General features: G+C 40.2%; 17 protein-coding genes. 9 read left to right on the forward strand and 8 right to left on the reverse strand.

The window, feature by feature from the left end:
* Window positions 1-441 precede the first annotated feature (441 nt).
* On the reverse strand, window positions 442-1,656 hold the full coding sequence (locus BUE31_RS28725; protein WP_073407331.1) for a Shedu anti-phage system protein SduA domain-containing protein: 1,215 nt from the start codon (window positions 1,654-1,656) through the stop codon (window positions 442-444).
* 517 nt (window positions 1,657-2,173) lie between these two features.
* Between BUE31_RS28725 and ileS the strand changes: the two genes are divergently transcribed.
* From ileS to BUE31_RS28745, 4 genes are all read left to right on the forward strand, one after another.
* Window positions 2,174-5,554: an isoleucine--tRNA ligase gene (ileS, locus tag BUE31_RS28730; protein ID WP_073407332.1), complete on the forward strand. Its 3,381-nt coding sequence runs from the start codon at window positions 2,174-2,176 to the stop codon at window positions 5,552-5,554.
* Window positions 5,555-5,938: a TraR/DksA family transcriptional regulator gene (locus BUE31_RS28735; protein ID WP_073407333.1), complete on the forward strand. Its 384-nt coding sequence runs from the start codon at window positions 5,555-5,557 to the stop codon at window positions 5,936-5,938.
* Window positions 5,939-6,544 carry a lipoprotein signal peptidase gene (locus BUE31_RS28740; RefSeq protein ID WP_073407334.1) on the forward strand — a complete coding sequence of 202 codons (606 nt, stop codon included), beginning with the start codon at window positions 5,939-5,941 and terminating at the stop codon, window positions 6,542-6,544.
* Between the two features lie 433 nt (window positions 6,545-6,977).
* A complete protein-coding gene (locus BUE31_RS28745; protein WP_073407335.1) occupies window positions 6,978-7,601 on the forward strand; it encodes a LysE family transporter in 624 nt (207 codons plus the stop codon).
* A gap of 63 nt (window positions 7,602-7,664) precedes the next feature.
* On the opposite strand, the gene BUE31_RS28750 is transcribed toward BUE31_RS28745, so the two are convergent.
* From BUE31_RS28750 to mqnB, 6 genes are all read right to left on the reverse strand, one after another.
* Window positions 7,665-8,711: a DUF2157 domain-containing protein gene (locus BUE31_RS28750; protein WP_073407336.1), complete on the reverse strand. Its 1,047-nt coding sequence runs from the start codon at window positions 8,709-8,711 to the stop codon at window positions 7,665-7,667.
* 289 nt (window positions 8,712-9,000) lie between these two features.
* Window positions 9,001-9,933: a bifunctional riboflavin kinase/FAD synthetase gene (locus tag BUE31_RS28755; RefSeq protein WP_073407337.1), complete on the reverse strand. Its 933-nt coding sequence runs from the start codon at window positions 9,931-9,933 to the stop codon at window positions 9,001-9,003.
* Window positions 9,934-10,015: 82 nt separating this feature from the next.
* Window positions 10,016-10,390, reverse strand: coding sequence for a GxxExxY protein (locus BUE31_RS28760; protein WP_073407338.1), 375 nt, complete (start codon window positions 10,388-10,390; stop codon window positions 10,016-10,018).
* 34 nt (window positions 10,391-10,424) lie between these two features.
* Window positions 10,425-11,144 (reverse strand): tRNA pseudouridine(55) synthase TruB, encoded by a 720-nt coding sequence (gene truB, locus BUE31_RS28765; protein WP_234997930.1) that lies wholly within the window; start codon window positions 11,142-11,144, stop codon window positions 10,425-10,427.
* 92 nt (window positions 11,145-11,236) lie between these two features.
* Window positions 11,237-12,121, reverse strand: coding sequence for a menaquinone biosynthesis family protein (locus BUE31_RS28770; protein ID WP_073407340.1), 885 nt, complete (start codon window positions 12,119-12,121; stop codon window positions 11,237-11,239).
* A 107-nt stretch (window positions 12,122-12,228) separates the two neighbouring features.
* On the reverse strand, window positions 12,229-12,948 hold the full coding sequence (gene mqnB / locus BUE31_RS28775; RefSeq protein ID WP_073407341.1) for a futalosine hydrolase: 720 nt from the start codon (window positions 12,946-12,948) through the stop codon (window positions 12,229-12,231).
* Between the two features lie 76 nt (window positions 12,949-13,024).
* On the opposite strand from mqnB, the gene BUE31_RS28780 reads away from it, so the two are divergent.
* The 4 genes from BUE31_RS28780 to BUE31_RS28795 all read left to right on the forward strand — a co-directional run bounded on the left by BUE31_RS28780 (window position 13,025) and on the right by BUE31_RS28795 (window position 15,448).
* Window positions 13,025-13,441 carry a 6-pyruvoyl trahydropterin synthase family protein gene (locus BUE31_RS28780; RefSeq protein WP_073407342.1) on the forward strand — a complete coding sequence of 139 codons (417 nt, stop codon included), beginning with the start codon at window positions 13,025-13,027 and terminating at the stop codon, window positions 13,439-13,441.
* Between the two features lie 9 nt (window positions 13,442-13,450).
* Window positions 13,451-14,089, forward strand: coding sequence for a GTP cyclohydrolase I FolE (folE, locus tag BUE31_RS28785; RefSeq protein ID WP_073407343.1), 639 nt, complete (start codon window positions 13,451-13,453; stop codon window positions 14,087-14,089).
* 110 nt (window positions 14,090-14,199) lie between these two features.
* Window positions 14,200-15,087, forward strand: coding sequence for an ACP S-malonyltransferase (gene fabD, locus BUE31_RS28790; protein ID WP_073407344.1), 888 nt, complete (start codon window positions 14,200-14,202; stop codon window positions 15,085-15,087).
* A gap of 172 nt (window positions 15,088-15,259) precedes the next feature.
* On the forward strand, window positions 15,260-15,448 hold the full coding sequence (locus tag BUE31_RS28795; protein ID WP_073407345.1) for a hypothetical protein: 189 nt from the start codon (window positions 15,260-15,262) through the stop codon (window positions 15,446-15,448).
* Window positions 15,449-15,653: 205 nt separating this feature from the next.
* On the opposite strand, the gene BUE31_RS28800 is transcribed toward BUE31_RS28795, so the two are convergent.
* A complete protein-coding gene (locus BUE31_RS28800) occupies window positions 15,654-15,917 on the reverse strand; it encodes a hypothetical protein (RefSeq protein ID WP_073407346.1) in 264 nt (87 codons plus the stop codon).
* Window positions 15,918-16,035: 118 nt separating this feature from the next.
* Between BUE31_RS28800 and BUE31_RS28805 the strand changes: the two genes are divergently transcribed.
* The gene (locus BUE31_RS28805) at window positions 16,036-16,422 is read left to right on the forward strand and encodes a hypothetical protein (protein ID WP_073407347.1); all 387 of its coding nucleotides are present in this window, start codon (window positions 16,036-16,038) and stop codon (window positions 16,420-16,422) included.
* Window positions 16,423-16,564 lie beyond the last annotated feature (142 nt).

Below are 16,564 nucleotides of genomic sequence, written 5' to 3' on the forward strand. Positions count from 1 at the left end.
CCTGGTAATCAAGCGTTCCGTAATTGAATATTTCTTGATGGGTTTATGTAATTGGTTTATAATCAGCGTGTTTCGCTTTTCTTCATGCGTTCCATGGAGGCTTGTCCGCTTTTGGGTTTACACTCCCGTCTCCGCCGGGTCTCTCCCGCCGTTGTTGGTGTTGTCACCAACAACCCATGATGTTTGTGTTTTACAGGATGCCGCATGATTGTTTGCGGCTTTTTGTCCTATCGCTGCCGCAAGCCTCCCGGCTTGTGGCTCGCTGACAAGTAACCAGGCGACAAGTCGCAAACTATTTAGTCAACCACAACTTAAGGTATAAATTCCTCTATTTGTCAAATTAGTTCGCTTCGTTAGCAAAGCGGGCTACCTAAACGCTTACCACAAGGCTGGACCTTGCTAGCGGAAAATCACTTGCGACAGCAGGGGATGAAGAAACCGCTATACTTTTAGTCTGGAGAATTTACTTATATAAGTATGGTTCAATTCTTCAAATTCCTCAAATGTTAATACTTCAATACCGGAAAAATGCTTTTCTAAATGTTCACTAAAAACATCCTTAATTTCTTCTTTTTCTTCAGAACGACCAGCAAGTAATTGATAAGAAAAGTGTCTGGTCTTGTATCCTAGTTTTTTAGATAATTCTTTTAAATTTCCAGGCGATTGCGAGTAACTTTGATAATCACTTATTTGATATAAATGAGAATGCATATCAGAACTGAATTGTGGTCTCTTTTTGGTCTTCTTGACCATTAGTTGTACATCCTCCTTCTTAACTTCAAAAAATGTTGTATCCTGATAATTTGGCATATTTGGCTGAAGGATAAAATCGCAAATCTGACTTTCACTACTCTTTATTTGATATAAAGGCTGTTCATATAGATGACTTGAGTAAACATCTCTTTCCAATATGGTTTTATTATCTTGAATATAACGGTGTATTATAGTTCTCTCATTGTTTTTTCTATCATATTTAATATGATATAGATACATTTTACGAAAACCACTGATTGCAGATTCAAGATCTTCCGAATTCATTCTTAACCAATCATAATCCAAATATTTAGGTTGAGCAATAAACTCCTTTGAAAGTATAGATGTGTATGATGTAAAAGTTTTTTCAAAATTATGGCCATAAAACTTAAAGTAACCTTGTTCTTCGGGTTTGTTTTTAAAATAAGGATATCTTGAAAGAGGCAAGCCAATATTATCCAAATCAATAATTAATTTTTCACGCCATTTTCTTATTTGTTCTTCTACAACTCTTATAAAATATGGATGTTCAGACCCCTCATTTTTTTTAACGATTGCATCAAATCCTGAATTTTTAAGATCGGACTTATCATCTGCAGTAGAATACAAAATTATCGGGATAGAGTTAATTCTAAAGCTTCTATTAGAGTAAGAACTGTTGAGAGAATTCTTTAAAAGAACAAGAGAAGTAGCTTGAAATGGATTAGGACCACCTTCATTATTGTTATTTGTTATAATCAAGTCTATATTAACTTGTTCTTTTTCGAGTTGGTTTTCGAAAAATACTTTACATTCATCAAAAGAATGAACAAAAATTAAATTATTTCTTTCATAACCACCATTGAGGAAAATTTTAACTAATCTTTCTTTGTTTTTTATACTATCGTTTATCAGTATTTTCATACACCTTGTTTCTACTCAAATATACGTAAATATAGTGATTGTCAGAAATTTAACATGCTTAATCAAGGGGATTAAAAGCTCATAAAAGAGCTATCTTAAAAAGGGTTGTATATCTCTAAATTATTAGAAACGTTAATTCCCACCGTCTGGCGTGAGAATGCAGTGCAGGCCCAAAGAGGTGGAGTTCTCGTGCCCCGCGTTTAGGTAACAAAGCGATCGGTAGCCAGTAGATCAATCACAAATAAATAAAACTACCAATCCTTTATTATAAAATCCTACTTCCAAACCCCCGCTCCCCATCAACCCAATCCCAAAATCCCCAAAATCCCGGTTCAGACAAATTGTACACATCATCCAAACTTACGAAGTTTTTAAAACTTCGTAAGTTTTCTCCAGACTACTCTCTCCCCAAAACAATCTTTCCGTCATTTCACCATTCAAACCGCCAAATAATGCTTAATATCATACTATTTATCGTAAAAATCCGTATTTTTGCAACCTCTAAAATTTGAGGTGGATGTACAAGGAATATAAGCAGTTAAACTTATCGCAGACAGGCAAAGATGTACTTGATTTCTGGAAGCAGAACAACATCTTTGAAAAAAGCATCAGCAGTCGCCCGGCCAATAACCCGTACACATTTTACGAGGGGCCACCGAGTGCAAACGGGATGCCCGGGATTCACCACGTAATGGCGCGCGCCATAAAAGATATTTTTTGCCGCTACAAAACCCTAAAAGGTTACCAGGTAAAACGCAAAGGCGGCTGGGATACCCACGGCTTGCCTATTGAGCTGGCTGTTGAAAAGGCTTTGGGCATAACAAAGGACGATATCGGCAAAAAGATTTCGGTTAAAGATTATAACGATGCCTGCCGCAAAGAGGTAATGCGCTATACAGATATCTGGAACGACCTGACAGAAAAAATGGGTTACTGGGTTGACCTGGAGAATCCATACATCACCTACAAAAACGAATACATTGAATCACTTTGGTGGATCCTGAAAGAGTTTCATACCAAAGGATTATTATATAAAGGATATACTGTACAGCCTTATTCGCCAAAATCAGGTACCGGCCTAAGCTCGCACGAGCTGAACCAGCCGGGAACCTACAAAATGGTGAAGGATACATCCATCACAGCCCAGTTTAAGCTGAAAAGAGATCAGGATTCTGAATTTTTGTTTGAGAACATCAACACAGACCTGTACATATTGGCATGGACAACCACGCCGTGGACCCTGCCTGCCAACTGTGCTTTAGCTGTTGGTGAAAAAATTGACTATGTAAAGATCAGCACCTTTAACCCCTACACCTACGACGCGATTACTGTAATACTGGCTAAGGATTTAGTAGGTAAGCACTTTAAGACAGAGGGTGAAAACGCTTCGTTTGAAGATTACAAAGGCGGCGACAAGATCATCCCCTGGAAAGTAAAAGGAACTTACAAAGGTTCGGAGCTTTTGGGTTTGCATTACTGGCAACTGATGCCTTATGTAACCAACGAAGACCTGGAGAAGAATGCATTCCGCGTAATTCCGGCTGACTTTGTTACTACTGAGGACGGTACCGGTATCGTTCACACCGCTTCTGTCTTTGGTGCGGATGACTTCAGGGCCTGTAAGGAAAATGGTGTGCCATCGGTGATGGTGACGGATGAGTTTGGCAAGGAAGTACCGCTGGTAAACAAGCAGGGCAGATTTGTTGACGAGGTTACCGACTTTGCCGGCCTTTATGTAAAAGAAGAATACTACAGCAAAGAAGAACGCGAAGTGCCCGGCTTTAAGGCAACAGATGTTTTGATCTCTATCAAATTAAAAACAGAGAACAAAGCCTTTGATGTAAAAAAATACGAGCACAGCTACCCGCACTCGTGGCGGAGCGATGAGCCGATCTTATATTATCCGTTGGATAGCTGGTTTATTAAAACCACTGCCGTAAAGGATAAAATGGTTGCATTGAACAAGACCATTAACTGGAAACCGGAATCAACCGGGACAGGCCGCTTTGGCAACTGGCTGGAAAATTTGGTGGACTGGAACCTTTCGCGCTCCCGCTTTTGGGGTACCCCGCTGCCAATCTGGCGCGAGGAAAATGGCGGCGAAGAAAAATGTATCGGCTCGATAGCTGACCTTACCGCTGAAATTGAGAAATCAATAGCAGCAGGTTTAATGCCGGCTGGTTTTGTTATTGATGATTTGCACCGCCCATATGTTGATGATGTGATCTTAACTTCATCAACAGGAAAACCAATGTACCGCGAACCGGACCTGATTGACGTTTGGTTCGACAGCGGCGCCATGCCTTACGCGCAATGGCATTTCCCGTTTGAAAATAAAGATGCGTTTAAAAATGCCTACCCGGCTGATTTTATAGCCGAAGGCGTTGACCAAACCCGCGGCTGGTTCTTTACCCTGCACGCCATAGCGGTTATGCTGAGCGAAACCAGCGACGAGGTTAAAAAGATAAACGAAGAAGTTGGCAATAAAGGCGTTGCCTTTAAAAATGTGATCTCGAACGGTTTGGTGCTGGATAAAAACGGCAACAAAATGTCGAAACGTTTGGGCAATGGTGTTGATCCGTTTGAAACCATTGAAAAATTTGGTGCCGATGCGCCAAGGTGGTACATGATCAGCAACGCCGCGCCATGGGATAACCTTAAATTTAACCCGGAAGGAATAGATGAGGTTAGACGTAAATTTTTTGGTACCTTGTACAACACCTATACCTTTTTTGTGATGTACGCAAACATTGATCAGTTTACTTACAGCGAAGCAGAGATAGCTTTAAAAGACCGCCCGGAAATTGACCAGTGGATCATCAGCTTGCTGAATACCCTGAGCAAAGAGGTTGACGCTTTTTATGCTGATTTTGAGCCTACCAAAGCCGCCCGCGCCATCCAGGATTTTGTGGATGCGCATTTAAGCAACTGGTATGTAAGGTTAAGCCGCCGCCGTTTCTGGAGGTCGGATAATTCTGATGATAAACTGTCAGCTTATCAAACGCTGTATACCTGCTTAATAACTATCGCAAAGCTGATGTCGCCAATTGCGCCGTTCTTTGCAGAGCGTTTGTATACCGACTTGAACAGCATCACCAAAAAAGAGGAATTTGAATCAGTTCACCTTGCCTATTTCCCGGAGTATCATACCGATTTGGTAAATGCCGCTTTGGAAGAAAGAATGCAGATGGCGCAGGATATCTCATCACTAGTATTATCACTACGTAAAAAAGTAGGCATTAACGTAAGGCAGCCATTAAGCAAAATCTTACTGCCGATACTGGATAAAAAGTTTAAGGGCCAGATTGAGCAGGTTAAAGACCTGATCCTTTCTGAAACCAACATAAAAGGTATTGAATACATAACCGATACTGCGGGCTTTATCAAAAAGAAGATAAAACCAAACTTTAAAGCCCTTGGCGCTAAAGTGGGTAAGGATATGAAAATTGTTGCTGAAGCTATTGGTAACTTAAGCCAGGATGATATTGCAAAGCTGGAAAACGACGGCGATTTATTACTGCCGACCCAGCATTTGATAAGCCTTACCGATGTTGAAATTATAGCCGAAGACGTTCCTGGATGGCAGGTAGCAAATTTAGGAAAACTAACGGTGGCTTTAGATGTTACTATAACCGATGAACTTAAACAGGAAGGTATATCGCGCGAGCTTATCAATCGGATCCAGAATCTGCGTAAGGGAAAAGAATTTGAAGTAACCGATAAGATAAATGTTAAACTAAGTAACCACCATTTTATAAGCAAAGCAGTAAATAATAATTTATCATATATTTGCGCCGAAATTTTAGCGGATAGCATTTTGCTTGATAATGAGTTTAATGAGGGTGAATTAGTTGAGATTGATGGAAATGAAATTTTGATTGCTATAAGTAAAATATAAATGAAACAAGAAAACGAAAAAACCAGGTACTCTGAATCAGACCTGCAGGAATTTAAAAGTATTTTATTGGCAAAGCTAAGCAGCGCCAAAGAAGAATTGAACAACCTGGCAACGTCATTGAGTTCGCCTAATGCTAACGGCACTGATGATACAGCCGGTACTTATAAAACACTGGAAGACGGATCAGCAACGCTTGAAAAGGAACAAATAAACCAGTTAGCGGCCCGTCAGAAAAAATTTATTGAGCAGCTTGAAGCAGCTTTGGTACGTATTGAAAACAAAACTTATGGCGTTTGCCGCGAAACCGGTAAGCTGATCCCTAAGGAGCGTTTACGCGCTGTACCGCATACTACTTTAAGTATGGAAGCAAAATTGAAGCAATAAATGAAGGCAGCCTACTTAAAACCCTTTCTTGTAGCTGCTTTTATTGTGTTGATTGACCAGGTGATAAAAACCTGGGTACGCACACATATGGATTTTAATTCCGAGATCCATTTCCTTGGGCAGCATGGCATGCTGCGCTATACCGAAAATAACGGGATGGCCTTCGGCTGGGAATTAGGCGGTAAAATAGGAAAGCTGGTATTAACACTGTTTCGCATTGTTGCCGTTTGTGGCATTGGCTATGGCCTGGTTTACCTGGTACAACATAAATATCACCGCGGATTGATCATGTGCGTGGCCCTGATATTTGCCGGTGCGCTGGGTAATATCATTGATTCCACTTTTTACGGTTTGTTATACCAAAACGGGCATATTTTTGAAGGCCGTGTGGTTGATATGTTTTATTTCCCTTTAATTAAGGGCACATATCCGTCATGGTTCCCGGTATGGCACGGGCAATACTTTGAATTTTTTCAACCGATCTTTAACCTTGCCGATGCATCTATTTCGGTAGGAGTGATAGCTATCCTGATCTTCCAGAAACGTTACTTTAAACATGAAGTACCGGAAGTGAGCAGTCCGAATAGTGAGATGGTTGAGGATTAGGGGTTAGTTAATTAGAGATTAGTTTTTTGTCCATTTTTCGACCCCATCGGGGTCAAATATTGGTAGAAAAACAATAACAATACACAACGTACCGTAGGTACGTAACATTAAGTTAAGAGAAGGTTGGTTATAACTAACCACATAACAACGTCCGGTAGCCCCACCTAAATCCTCCCCGGTAGGGAGGACTTAAGGAAGCGCGAAGCTAAAGTCTCCCCTACCGGGGGAGATTTAGAGGGGGCTACTAAGCTTTTGGGGAGGATTACATTTGTATTATTCCTTAACTTAATGATATTAGCCGTAGGTACGTAACTCCGCGCGGGGTTGCATACCTACGGCATGCTAATAAATACAAAACTTATTTTCTACCAATATTTTGCTCCTCTGGAGCAACGCTATTAAACACGTTTAATAAACCTGTTACTTTTAATTAATGATATTTTTAACATTTTTTATCGGGTTGATAGCGAACTTTATTGGCTATGTACCGCCCGGGAATATTAACCTTACCCTGGTCCAGATCACCATAAACCGCGGGCTTAAACAAGCCCTGATGTTTATCACATCATTCTCGGCTGTAGAATTCTTCTTTACCTACTTTATAATGCATGCCGACAAATGGCTCAGCGCCGAGGTGCGGCTGGATACTATTATCGACTGGATAATGGTTGTACTGTTTGGTGTGATGGGCATTATTACCTGGATTCACCGGAAAAAACCACCCGAAACAAGTTACTCTGATCGCGAAAGCATAAGATACGGCATCTTGCTTGGTTTTTTAAACCCTATGCAAATTCCATTCTGGATGATAACCGGTACCTATTTAATAACCCACGAATGGATTATTGACGGACAAATAGCATTAGTAATATTCAGCATAGGTGCGGCTGCCGGCGCATTCCTGGCCCTATTCCTATACGCTAAATTTGCCCAATATATTCAAAGTAAGTTTGCCTTAAGCACAAGGTTAGTGAATACCAGTATTGCCATTTTGTTCTTTGCGTTTGCGGCTTACCATGTGGTGAAGCAGGTGTATTTGTTAACGGTTCATAGGTGAGGAAATTAAACTTACGAAGTTTTCAAAACTTCGTAAGTTTTTCACCATAGCTATTATGAACCATTAACTATGAACCTTCTTAAAATTCCAGATCCTTTCAGCCTTTCGCCCTATCAGCCAAAATGATGCGCCAAGTATGGCAAAGAATAATGTTTTATTGGTATGGTCCCAAAAGTATTCGAAGTATTTGGTGTAGATGAATATAAGGAGAAAGGTGATGCCAAATTCGCGGGCAATTACATCTTTGCTTTTTAAGCCGTAAAACAAAAAGCCCGAAGCAACAATGGCTGAAATAATGCCCCAGTAAAACAGGCTGATCTGCCTGATATGCCACCAGCTATCTATGCTGCCTAAATTACCGAATATGCTCAGCAACCAAAGCGACATAAACAGGTAAAGCATCCCGGCCACATAGGTAAGTTCCCAAAAGCGCTCAAACCATTTGCGATTTTTAAGGATATAAATACTGCTTAACAATACCATACCGAACAGCACAAATCTTAGCGGGTAGTTCATCCCTAAAAAGTAATCGCTCCAGCGGGTTTGATAGCCTGTTTCGGTGCCGAACCAACTGCCTAATGATACCAATGTAAAAAGCCAGATGAGCCTTGAATCCATCCTCCAGGCTAATATGCCATATACAAATACCGAGAGTAAAAACAGTAAAGAATAATGACCCGATCCGTTATCAAAGGTTTTACCCAGGTAGGCAATACAGCAGGCGGTAAATAACACACCGGTAAAAATAATAGCCTCGTTACTGAAGATCTTTTCAGGATATTTCTTTTCCCAGCGCCGGCCAAAGTAAAACAACACAATGGCCATAATTGCTGATATAACACTAATTACAATATCAGGCGTATAGTAAAGTTTTTTTAGCCACCTGATAACCGTATCATCAATAATTAATGAACCAACAGCTATAATACCGCAAAACAAGGCAATCCAAAACGAGTATTTAGCCAGCCGCATCCAGTCGAACCCTTTAACCTCGTACGAGCTGCGCAAACTTTCGGCAGTACCGGCATCAATTAATTCCTCCTCCTCCCAATATTTTATGGAACGATTTAAGAATTCGCTTTCCTGTTTATCAAGGTTGAGTTTGGCCATATTTAGTGCTCATGGTTCATAGATCATGGGGATAGTGATCCGGGCGTTGGTTTATTTTAATAACAACGCTTAGGCAAGATAGTTATTTTGAAATAAAAAATGAGGGTAACATTGATAGTGAAGCGATTGATGCTTTTGGTTAGAGAAAAAAACAAACCCCTTTGTCATTGCGAGCGATAGCGCGGCAACCGCATACTTTACAGAGCGGATAGAATGGTGTAGAACCTGCAAAGCTGAAATGCATAGTTCGCGGTTGCCACGCTCTGCTCGCAATGACAAAATGAGATACTTACTCATTCTCTAACAATGCTTCCACATCCAGCTTATCCTTGCGGATCTGTTCCTTTAACTCATCAAGAGAATCAAATTTCATATCATCGCGCACAAAATTGTAAAACTCCATGCGGATCTGCTGATTATAGATCTCTTTATCGAAGTCAAAAATATTCACTTCAATATTGCGGGTATGGCCGTTAACGGTTGGGCGGCTGCCTATATAGGCCATGCCTTTGTAAACCACATCACCGGTTTTAACCTTAACCGCAAAAATGCCATCAAGGGGGATCAGTTTGTATTTTTCTTCTATTACAATATTGGCGGTTGGGTAGCCAATTGTACGTCCTAGCTGGTCACCGCGGATAACGGTGCCGGTAATAAAAAACGGGTAGCTTAAGAAAGTATTGGCAAGCTCAATTGCACCGTTCAGCAGTGCTTCGCGTACCCTTGTGGAGCTGATGGCTACTTCGTAAATGTCCTGCTCAGGGATTTCAACCACATCAAAACCGTATACCGGCCCAAGGCGCAACAGATCATTAAGGCCGCCCTGCCTGTCCTTGCCAAAGCGGTGGTCATAGCCTATTACTATTTTTTTTGTGCCGATCTTATTTACCAGCACATCGCGGATATATTCCTCAGCGGTTTGATTTGAAAAGTCGCGCGAGAAGGGGGTAATGATCAAATGGTCTATCCCAAGCTGTTCCAGCATTTCGGCCTTTTCATCAATGGTGTTGATCATTTTTATGCTATCATCTTCCGGGTGCAAGATCATCCGCGGATGCGGAAAAAAAGTAAGCAGTACCGTTTCGCCACCCGTTTCTGCAGCAAGGTTTTTAAGGTCAGCTATAATTTTACGGTGACCGGTATGTACACCATCAAAAGTGCCGATAGTAACTACGGCGTTATTTAATCTAACAAAATCGTCAATACTATGATAGATTTTCATTTATTAATTTGTGATTACACTGATTACTAGGAGTGATTTCACCGATTTTTTGATTTGTGAGTTCACCAATTCTTATATTTTTTTAAACTGATATACGTTTTACTTCACAGCTTGCGTTGCCAAAGTTTATTAATAAACCGGTTTTTATTTTACTTGCTTTTAGGTATGAGAGTAGTTGGCCCTTGAATAAATTAGGAATATACCCGGTTACCGATTTGAGTTCAACTATTACTTTGCCTTCTACAAAAATATCGCATCTGAATTTACCGACAAACTGATCTTTAAAAATCACGTTAAATTCCTTTTCAGCAACAAAGCTCAGGTTTTCAAGTTTCAGTTGATGCTCTAATGCTTTAGCATAAATTTTTTCAACAAACCCTGGTCCTAATAGACGATGTACCTCAAAACAACAACCAATAATTTTTTGAGTTAGTTCATCATGTTCAAAATGCTCCATTATTAATCATCAAATCAAAAAATCGGTGAAATCGTTATTCTATAATCGGTGAAATCACCTTTAACTCTCTAATCGTATTTACCAGTTCCATCACTTCCCATGCATCCTCAACTTTATATTCTCCGGATCTCGTACGCCTTAGTTTTGAAAGATATGCTCCATTGTTAAGCGCTTTCCCAAAATCGTTCACTAATGAGCGGATATAGGTGCCTTTGCTGCACACCACCCTGAACTCAATTTCGGGCAGGGTAATGCCGGTTATTTCAAATTCAGTAATGGTAACGTTGCGTAGCCTGAGCTCAACATCCTCACCCCTGCGGGCTTTTTCATAAAGACGTTCACCATCAATCTTTATAGCGGAGTGTGCAGGCGGGTATTGCTGGATATCTCCAATAAATTGCGCACAGGTTGCTTTTATTTGTTCTTCGGTAATGTGGATGATATCGAACTTTTGATCGGCTTCGGTTTCCATATCATAGGAAGGTGTGGTTTCGCCCAGTATCATGGTGCCGGTATATTCTTTTTCCTGCGCCTGGAAGGTGTCTATCTGTTTGGTCATTTTCCCGGTGCAGATGATGAGCAGCCCGGTAGCCAGCGGATCAAGCGTGCCGGCGTGGCCAACCTTTAGTTTTAACGGCTTAAACGAATTGCGGATCTTGCCCACCACATCAAAGCTGGTCCAGTTATAAGGCTTGTTGACTAATAGTAGCTGGCCCTCAGCAAATTCTTCTATATTTTTAAAAATTGATTTCACTATTTATGTTTTTGAACCATGATTTTCTTGATTAAAGGATTTTCTGATGCTTGTCGCTTTATCATTTATTAACCGTTCATCCTGAGAATCCATTAATCCTTTAATCCCGGTTCAGACAAAAAAATCTCCTGTTTTACCTCCGGAATGATCTGACTCTTCAATGCTTTATCAAAAAGCAGCCTGATCGCTTTTTTCCCCTCTGCGCCCAAATCTACCGAATATTTATTTACATACAGATCAATGTGTTTGTACATCACCTCTTCGCTCATTTCCTGTGCGTGCGAGCGAATAAATTCCAGTCCGGATTTTGGGTTTTCAAAAGCAAACTCTACCGACCGGCGGATCACCCTATTTATTTTATGCTGAACATCCAAAGGCAGCCTGCGATTAGCCACAATGCCGCCAAGGGGGATGGCGCAGCCGGTTTCCTTTTCCCAGTAATCGCCCAGGTCAATGATCTTTTTTAAGCCTTTATCCTGGTAGGTAAAGCGGTTTTCGTGGATGATCAGGCCAATATCAACCCTGCCTTCAAGCACGGCATTTTCAATGTCAGAAAATACCAGCTCAACTTTATTGGTAGCGTTCGGGAAGGCGGTTCCCAATAAAAAGTTGGCGGTGGTGTATTTACCGGGAATGCCAATCAAAGGATTTCGGATTTCGGATTTTCCATTTCGGATTATTCCGCTTTGTAAATCGGATATCGAAATTTCGATATCCGAAATTAGTAAAGGGCCAACTCCAAATCCCAGGGCGCTGCCGGCATCCATTAGCACATATTTATCGGCTACGTAAGCAAATGCATGGTAGCTGAGCTTGGTGATATCCAGCTCACCGCGCATGGCTTTTTGGTTAAGGGTTTCCACATCATCGTAAAACACTTCAAAGTCGAGGCCTTCGGTGTCAATTTTATGATGGATCATTGCATCAAAAATAAAGGTATCGTTGGGGCAGGGCGAAAAGCCGAGGGTTAGTTTCATGGTAAATAATGCTATGTCATTGCGAGGTACGAAGCAATCGCACGCTATACAGAGCGGATTTGCAAGTTCGCGATTGCTTCGTACCTCGCAATGACAGATTTTATTGTTTAAGCATAAAGCTTCAAAAATTCAATGGCAAAGGTATTCAGATTTTTTATGGCGAGCCCTATGTTCCAGTTATCGCGGTTGCGTTTTTCAACATAATTTGACACAGCCCTGATCTGCAGGCAGGGGACATCCATTTGTTTACAGGCATAAAAAAAGGCTGCGCCTTCCATGCTTTCCACCTGCGGATGTAATCTTTCAGTCACTTTTTTAATGGATGCTTCGTTACCGTGAACAGTATTTACTGTTATTGCGGCAGCTTGCTTTAAGTTAAACGTGTTGAAGAGGTTATAAAGATCGGTAAGTTTTTTTGACGGATAAAATTTGCCTTCGCCAAAACCCATTGTATCAATCGATAAAAAATCAGCATCATCTTCGGCACCCAGTTCGGCAAAGGTATCTTCAGTTATCTCCACCACATCACCTAAAGCAATATTGCGGTCAAAGCTGCCGGCTATGCCCAGGTTAAGTACGAGGTCGTATTTGTTTGCTGAAAGATGTTTACCCAACGCAAAAGCAGTGGCTACCATGCCGACGCCGGTTATGAGTAAAGAGATTTCGAATTTCGGATGTTCGATTTCGGATATAGTATTAAATAATTCCGTGTCAATACTTTTTTTATCTGCTTTTGCGCTTCCAAAAAATTCCGAAATCGAAATTCCGAACTCCGAAATAACATGGGCAACTTCAAACTCCGTAGCAACAACAACCAATATCCGCATATTGCATTTTTTTGACAGCTAAGATAAAACATAACGCCTGATTTTGTTTTGTATATTTGCACCATTATTAGTTATGATGATACATATTACGCGCAAAGAACATTTCAATGCGGCACATAGAATGTACCGCGAGGAGTGGAGCGAAGAGAAAAATGCAGAAGTTTTTGGCAAATGTGCCAACCCTAACTGGCATGGCCACAATTACAACCTGTTTGTTACCGTAAAAGGCGAGGTCACTCATGCAACCGGTTATTTGATTGATTTGAAAGAGTTGAAGATTATTATAAATGATTATGTGATTGAAAAACTCGACCATAAAAACATCAATAAAGACGTGCCTTTTATGGCCGGCAAAATGGCATCAACCGAGTTGCTTTGTATAGAGATCTTTAACCAGCTGAAAAAACCAATTGAAGCGTACGAAGGTGTGTTTTTACATTCGGTTAAGTTGTACGAAACTGAAAATAACTCTGCCGAGTATTTTGGTGATTAATCCTGAAAAATGAGTAACGAAAACCATATCCCTGACAGGGATGAAGATATTGACGGCTACGTAAAGATTGACCGTTATAACCCGGAATTGATCGCCAGCCTGTCTGGTCATTATCACGAAGTTTTAAAACAAATTGGCGAAAAACCCGAGCGTGAAGGCTTATTGAAGACGCCTGAACGTGTAGCCAAGGCTTTGTTGTATTTAACCCAGGGCTATGACCTGGATGCCAAACAGATCCTTAACTCGGCTATGTTTAAGGAAGAATACAGCCAGATGGTGATAGTAAAGGATATTGAAGTATATTCCATGTGCGAGCATCATATGCTGCCGTTTTTTGGCAAAGCGCATGTAGCCTACATTCCTAATGGCCACGTGGTTGGCTTAAGTAAAATACCAAGAGTAGTTGATGTTTTTGCAAGGCGTTTACAAGTGCAGGAAAGACTGACCAACGAGATCCGCGATTGTATCCAGGATACTTTAAACCCTTGGGGTGTGGGTATTGTTATAGAGTGCCGCCACCTGTGTATGAGCATGCGCGGCGTACAAAAACAAAACTCGGTTACCACTACATCGGCATTTACCGGCGAATTTTTAAAAGAAAAAACAAGGACGGAGTTTTTAAATCTAATATCAGCTAAGTTAGGTTGATTAGGTTAAGTGGTTGATTAAGTTGAACAGAAATTAAACAATTTAATCAACATATTATAACTTAGTCAACTCAATCAACGTAATCTAACTTAATCAACTATAACCACACAATGAAAGCATATATTTTCCCGGGGCAAGGCGCCCAGTTTGTTGGCATGGGTAAGGATCTGTATGAAAAATCAGAACAGGCCCGTACCTTATTTGAACAGGCTAATGAGATCCTTGGCTTCCGCATTACCGACCTGATGTTTGAAGGTACTGATGAAGACCTTAAGCAAACCAATGTTACCCAACCGGCCATATTTTTACACTCGGTAATTTTAGCCAGTGTTTTGGGCGATGACTTTAAACCCGAAATGGCGGCAGGCCATTCTCTTGGCGAGTTTTCGGCATTGGTTGCCTGCGGATCATTATCATTTGAAGATGGGCTGCGTTTGGTAGCTGCACGTGCCAATGCCATGCAGAAAGCCTGCCTGATCCAGCCATCAACCATGGCGGCCATTATAGGCCTGGATGATTTTACCGTTGAAGATATTTGCCATCGTATAAGTGATATTGTTGTGCCCGCTAATTATAACTGCCCCGGGCAATTGGTAATTTCAGGTACCATAGCCGGTATTGACAGGGCCTGCGAATTGATGACTGAAGCAGGTGCTAAAAGAGCATTGAAGCTAAATGTAGGGGGAGCATTCCATTCGCCATTAATGGAAGCAGCAAAAATTGAGCTGGAACACGCTATAGTAAATACGGAGATAAAAGAACCTATCTGCCCGGTATATCAAAATATTGATGCCAAGCCGTATACCGATCCGGCTTTAATAAAACACAATTTAATTGCCCAGCTTACAGGCCCTGTGCGTTGGACACAAACCGTTAAACACATGTTGGAAGATGGTGCAACATCATTTACCGAAGTTGGGCCAGGCAGCGTATTACAGGGGCTGGTTAAAAAGGTAGACCGGCACATGCCAACTGAAAGCGCGGTTATAGAATCCTGAGTCGAAAGCAAGAACGGACAAAAAACAACTTTTGACTAAAGACTTGCCAACAAGTCTATAGTTATTGGGGTAATAATATCGGAGTTGAGGTGAAAATTCATATAAGCTAGAAATTCTACAATAATTATTTTTTATTGTAAAATATGAATGTATCTTACAATAAAAAAGTACCATGCAAAAGATTGTAACTGTTACAAGCCGCTACGATATTATAAATCAAGGCGAAGACTTTAAAGAATCAGAATATCCTAAATTAAAGGAATATTTAGAAGATGGCTATGTAATAGCGCAAATTGTTCCAGTTATAAAGCCTGCTGACACGGCTTATAGATATGCTGTAATATTTCTACTTACGAAATAATCAAAAGTAGCTCCTTGTGGAGAACAAGGGGCTTTCTTATTGATTGTTTTTTTCAATAGTATAATAACATATAGGGCTCCAAAGTTCCTGTATATTCACGCATATAAGCATCGCCGCATGTTTTCAGTACATTGTCCACCTTATCAATAATTACATAAGTTTTTTTTGTATATAAATTATCTTATTTATTTTCTCGTATAACGGATTATAGTTTATCACTACTGAAAAAGATATTTGAGTATTGAACAATTACCACAGATAAAGGAAGTGTAATCTTAACCAGCTTAGCTTTAGCACTTGCATCCATGTAAAATTTAATCTCTTTACTATTAGCGTTATTAAACACCATCGGGTATGCCTTATTGGCATTAATAACATTAAGCTGACTATGGATATTTTCAGTTTTGCTGTCTGCGTTTTTTATATTCTTCACCAAAACCGTTAGGTTTCTTAACTGAAATATTTCCATATGTACAATAGTAAGACAAAAGATTGTTATAGATTTGAGGAACTAATTGACATCACAAGTACTGCAAGGATTACTCATAAACAGTTAATAGCGATAAAAGAATCACAACTCAAAATTCATGGAAGCAAAAGATTGGATTACCTTAATAGTCCTTGTTATAACTGTGATTTCTTCTTATTGGTTAGCATCCAAACAAACTCGAAAGACCAAAAGAGCAAAATGGATTGAAGATTTTAGGTCTGAAATAGCTAGATTTTTAACACTGTCTATTCGAGTAGAGGACAACGATGTAAACACTCTTATCAGTCTTTCAGAGAGTACATGGGTAATTGTTATGTTACTGGATGAAAACAGTAAGATTCAGCTTAAACTTATTGAAGAAGTAAACATTTTTGGATTATTTATGGCTGAGAAATTTAACTCTAGCCATATTCAGGAATACAAGGAAAGAGTGCAACTTATTAAGGATTTGGCTAAAACTGTAATTAACAGAGCAAGAACGTAAACTATAATTTTTCTACTATTTTAATTTATATTTCTCGCCAATTTCGATATTCTTACTTTTATTTTCAACTTTAGACTTAGGACTAAAAACTTCCGACTGTAATTTTGGTTACATTTGAAATCAATTGAATATTCCATTGGCT

The organism is Mucilaginibacter sp. OK098, from assembly GCF_900142915.1.
Lineage (GTDB): Bacteria > Bacteroidota > Bacteroidia > Sphingobacteriales > Sphingobacteriaceae > Mucilaginibacter.

Coding starts and splice junctions, on each gene's coding strand:
- BUE31_RS28740 (WP_073407334.1), top strand. CDS start 5,939: ATGAAGGCAGCCTACTTAAAACCCTTTCTTGTAGCTGCTTTTATTGTG.
- ileS (WP_073407332.1), top strand. CDS start 2,174: ATGTACAAGGAATATAAGCAGTTAAACTTATCGCAGACAGGCAAAGAT.
- BUE31_RS28725 (WP_073407331.1), bottom strand. CDS start 1,656: ATGAAAATACTGATAAACGATAGTATAAAAAACAAAGAAAGATTAGTT.
- BUE31_RS28755 (WP_073407337.1), bottom strand. CDS start 9,933: ATGAAAATCTATCATAGTATTGACGATTTTGTTAGATTAAATAACGCC.
- BUE31_RS28735 (WP_073407333.1), top strand. CDS start 5,555: ATGAAACAAGAAAACGAAAAAACCAGGTACTCTGAATCAGACCTGCAG.
- BUE31_RS28745 (WP_073407335.1), top strand. CDS start 6,978: ATGATATTTTTAACATTTTTTATCGGGTTGATAGCGAACTTTATTGGC.
- BUE31_RS28760 (WP_073407338.1), bottom strand. CDS start 10,390: ATGGAGCATTTTGAACATGATGAACTAACTCAAAAAATTATTGGTTGT.
- BUE31_RS28795 (WP_073407345.1), top strand. CDS start 15,260: ATGCAAAAGATTGTAACTGTTACAAGCCGCTACGATATTATAAATCAA.
- BUE31_RS28800 (WP_073407346.1), bottom strand. CDS start 15,917: ATGGAAATATTTCAGTTAAGAAACCTAACGGTTTTGGTGAAGAATATA.
- BUE31_RS28780 (WP_073407342.1), top strand. CDS start 13,025: ATGATACATATTACGCGCAAAGAACATTTCAATGCGGCACATAGAATG.
- BUE31_RS28805 (WP_073407347.1), top strand. CDS start 16,036: ATGGAAGCAAAAGATTGGATTACCTTAATAGTCCTTGTTATAACTGTG.
- mqnB (WP_073407341.1), bottom strand. CDS start 12,948: ATGCGGATATTGGTTGTTGTTGCTACGGAGTTTGAAGTTGCCCATGTT.
- fabD (WP_073407344.1), top strand. CDS start 14,200: ATGAAAGCATATATTTTCCCGGGGCAAGGCGCCCAGTTTGTTGGCATG.
- BUE31_RS28750 (WP_073407336.1), bottom strand. CDS start 8,711: ATGGCCAAACTCAACCTTGATAAACAGGAAAGCGAATTCTTAAATCGT.
- folE (WP_073407343.1), top strand. CDS start 13,451: ATGAGTAACGAAAACCATATCCCTGACAGGGATGAAGATATTGACGGC.
- BUE31_RS28770 (WP_073407340.1), bottom strand. CDS start 12,121: ATGAAACTAACCCTCGGCTTTTCGCCCTGCCCCAACGATACCTTTATT.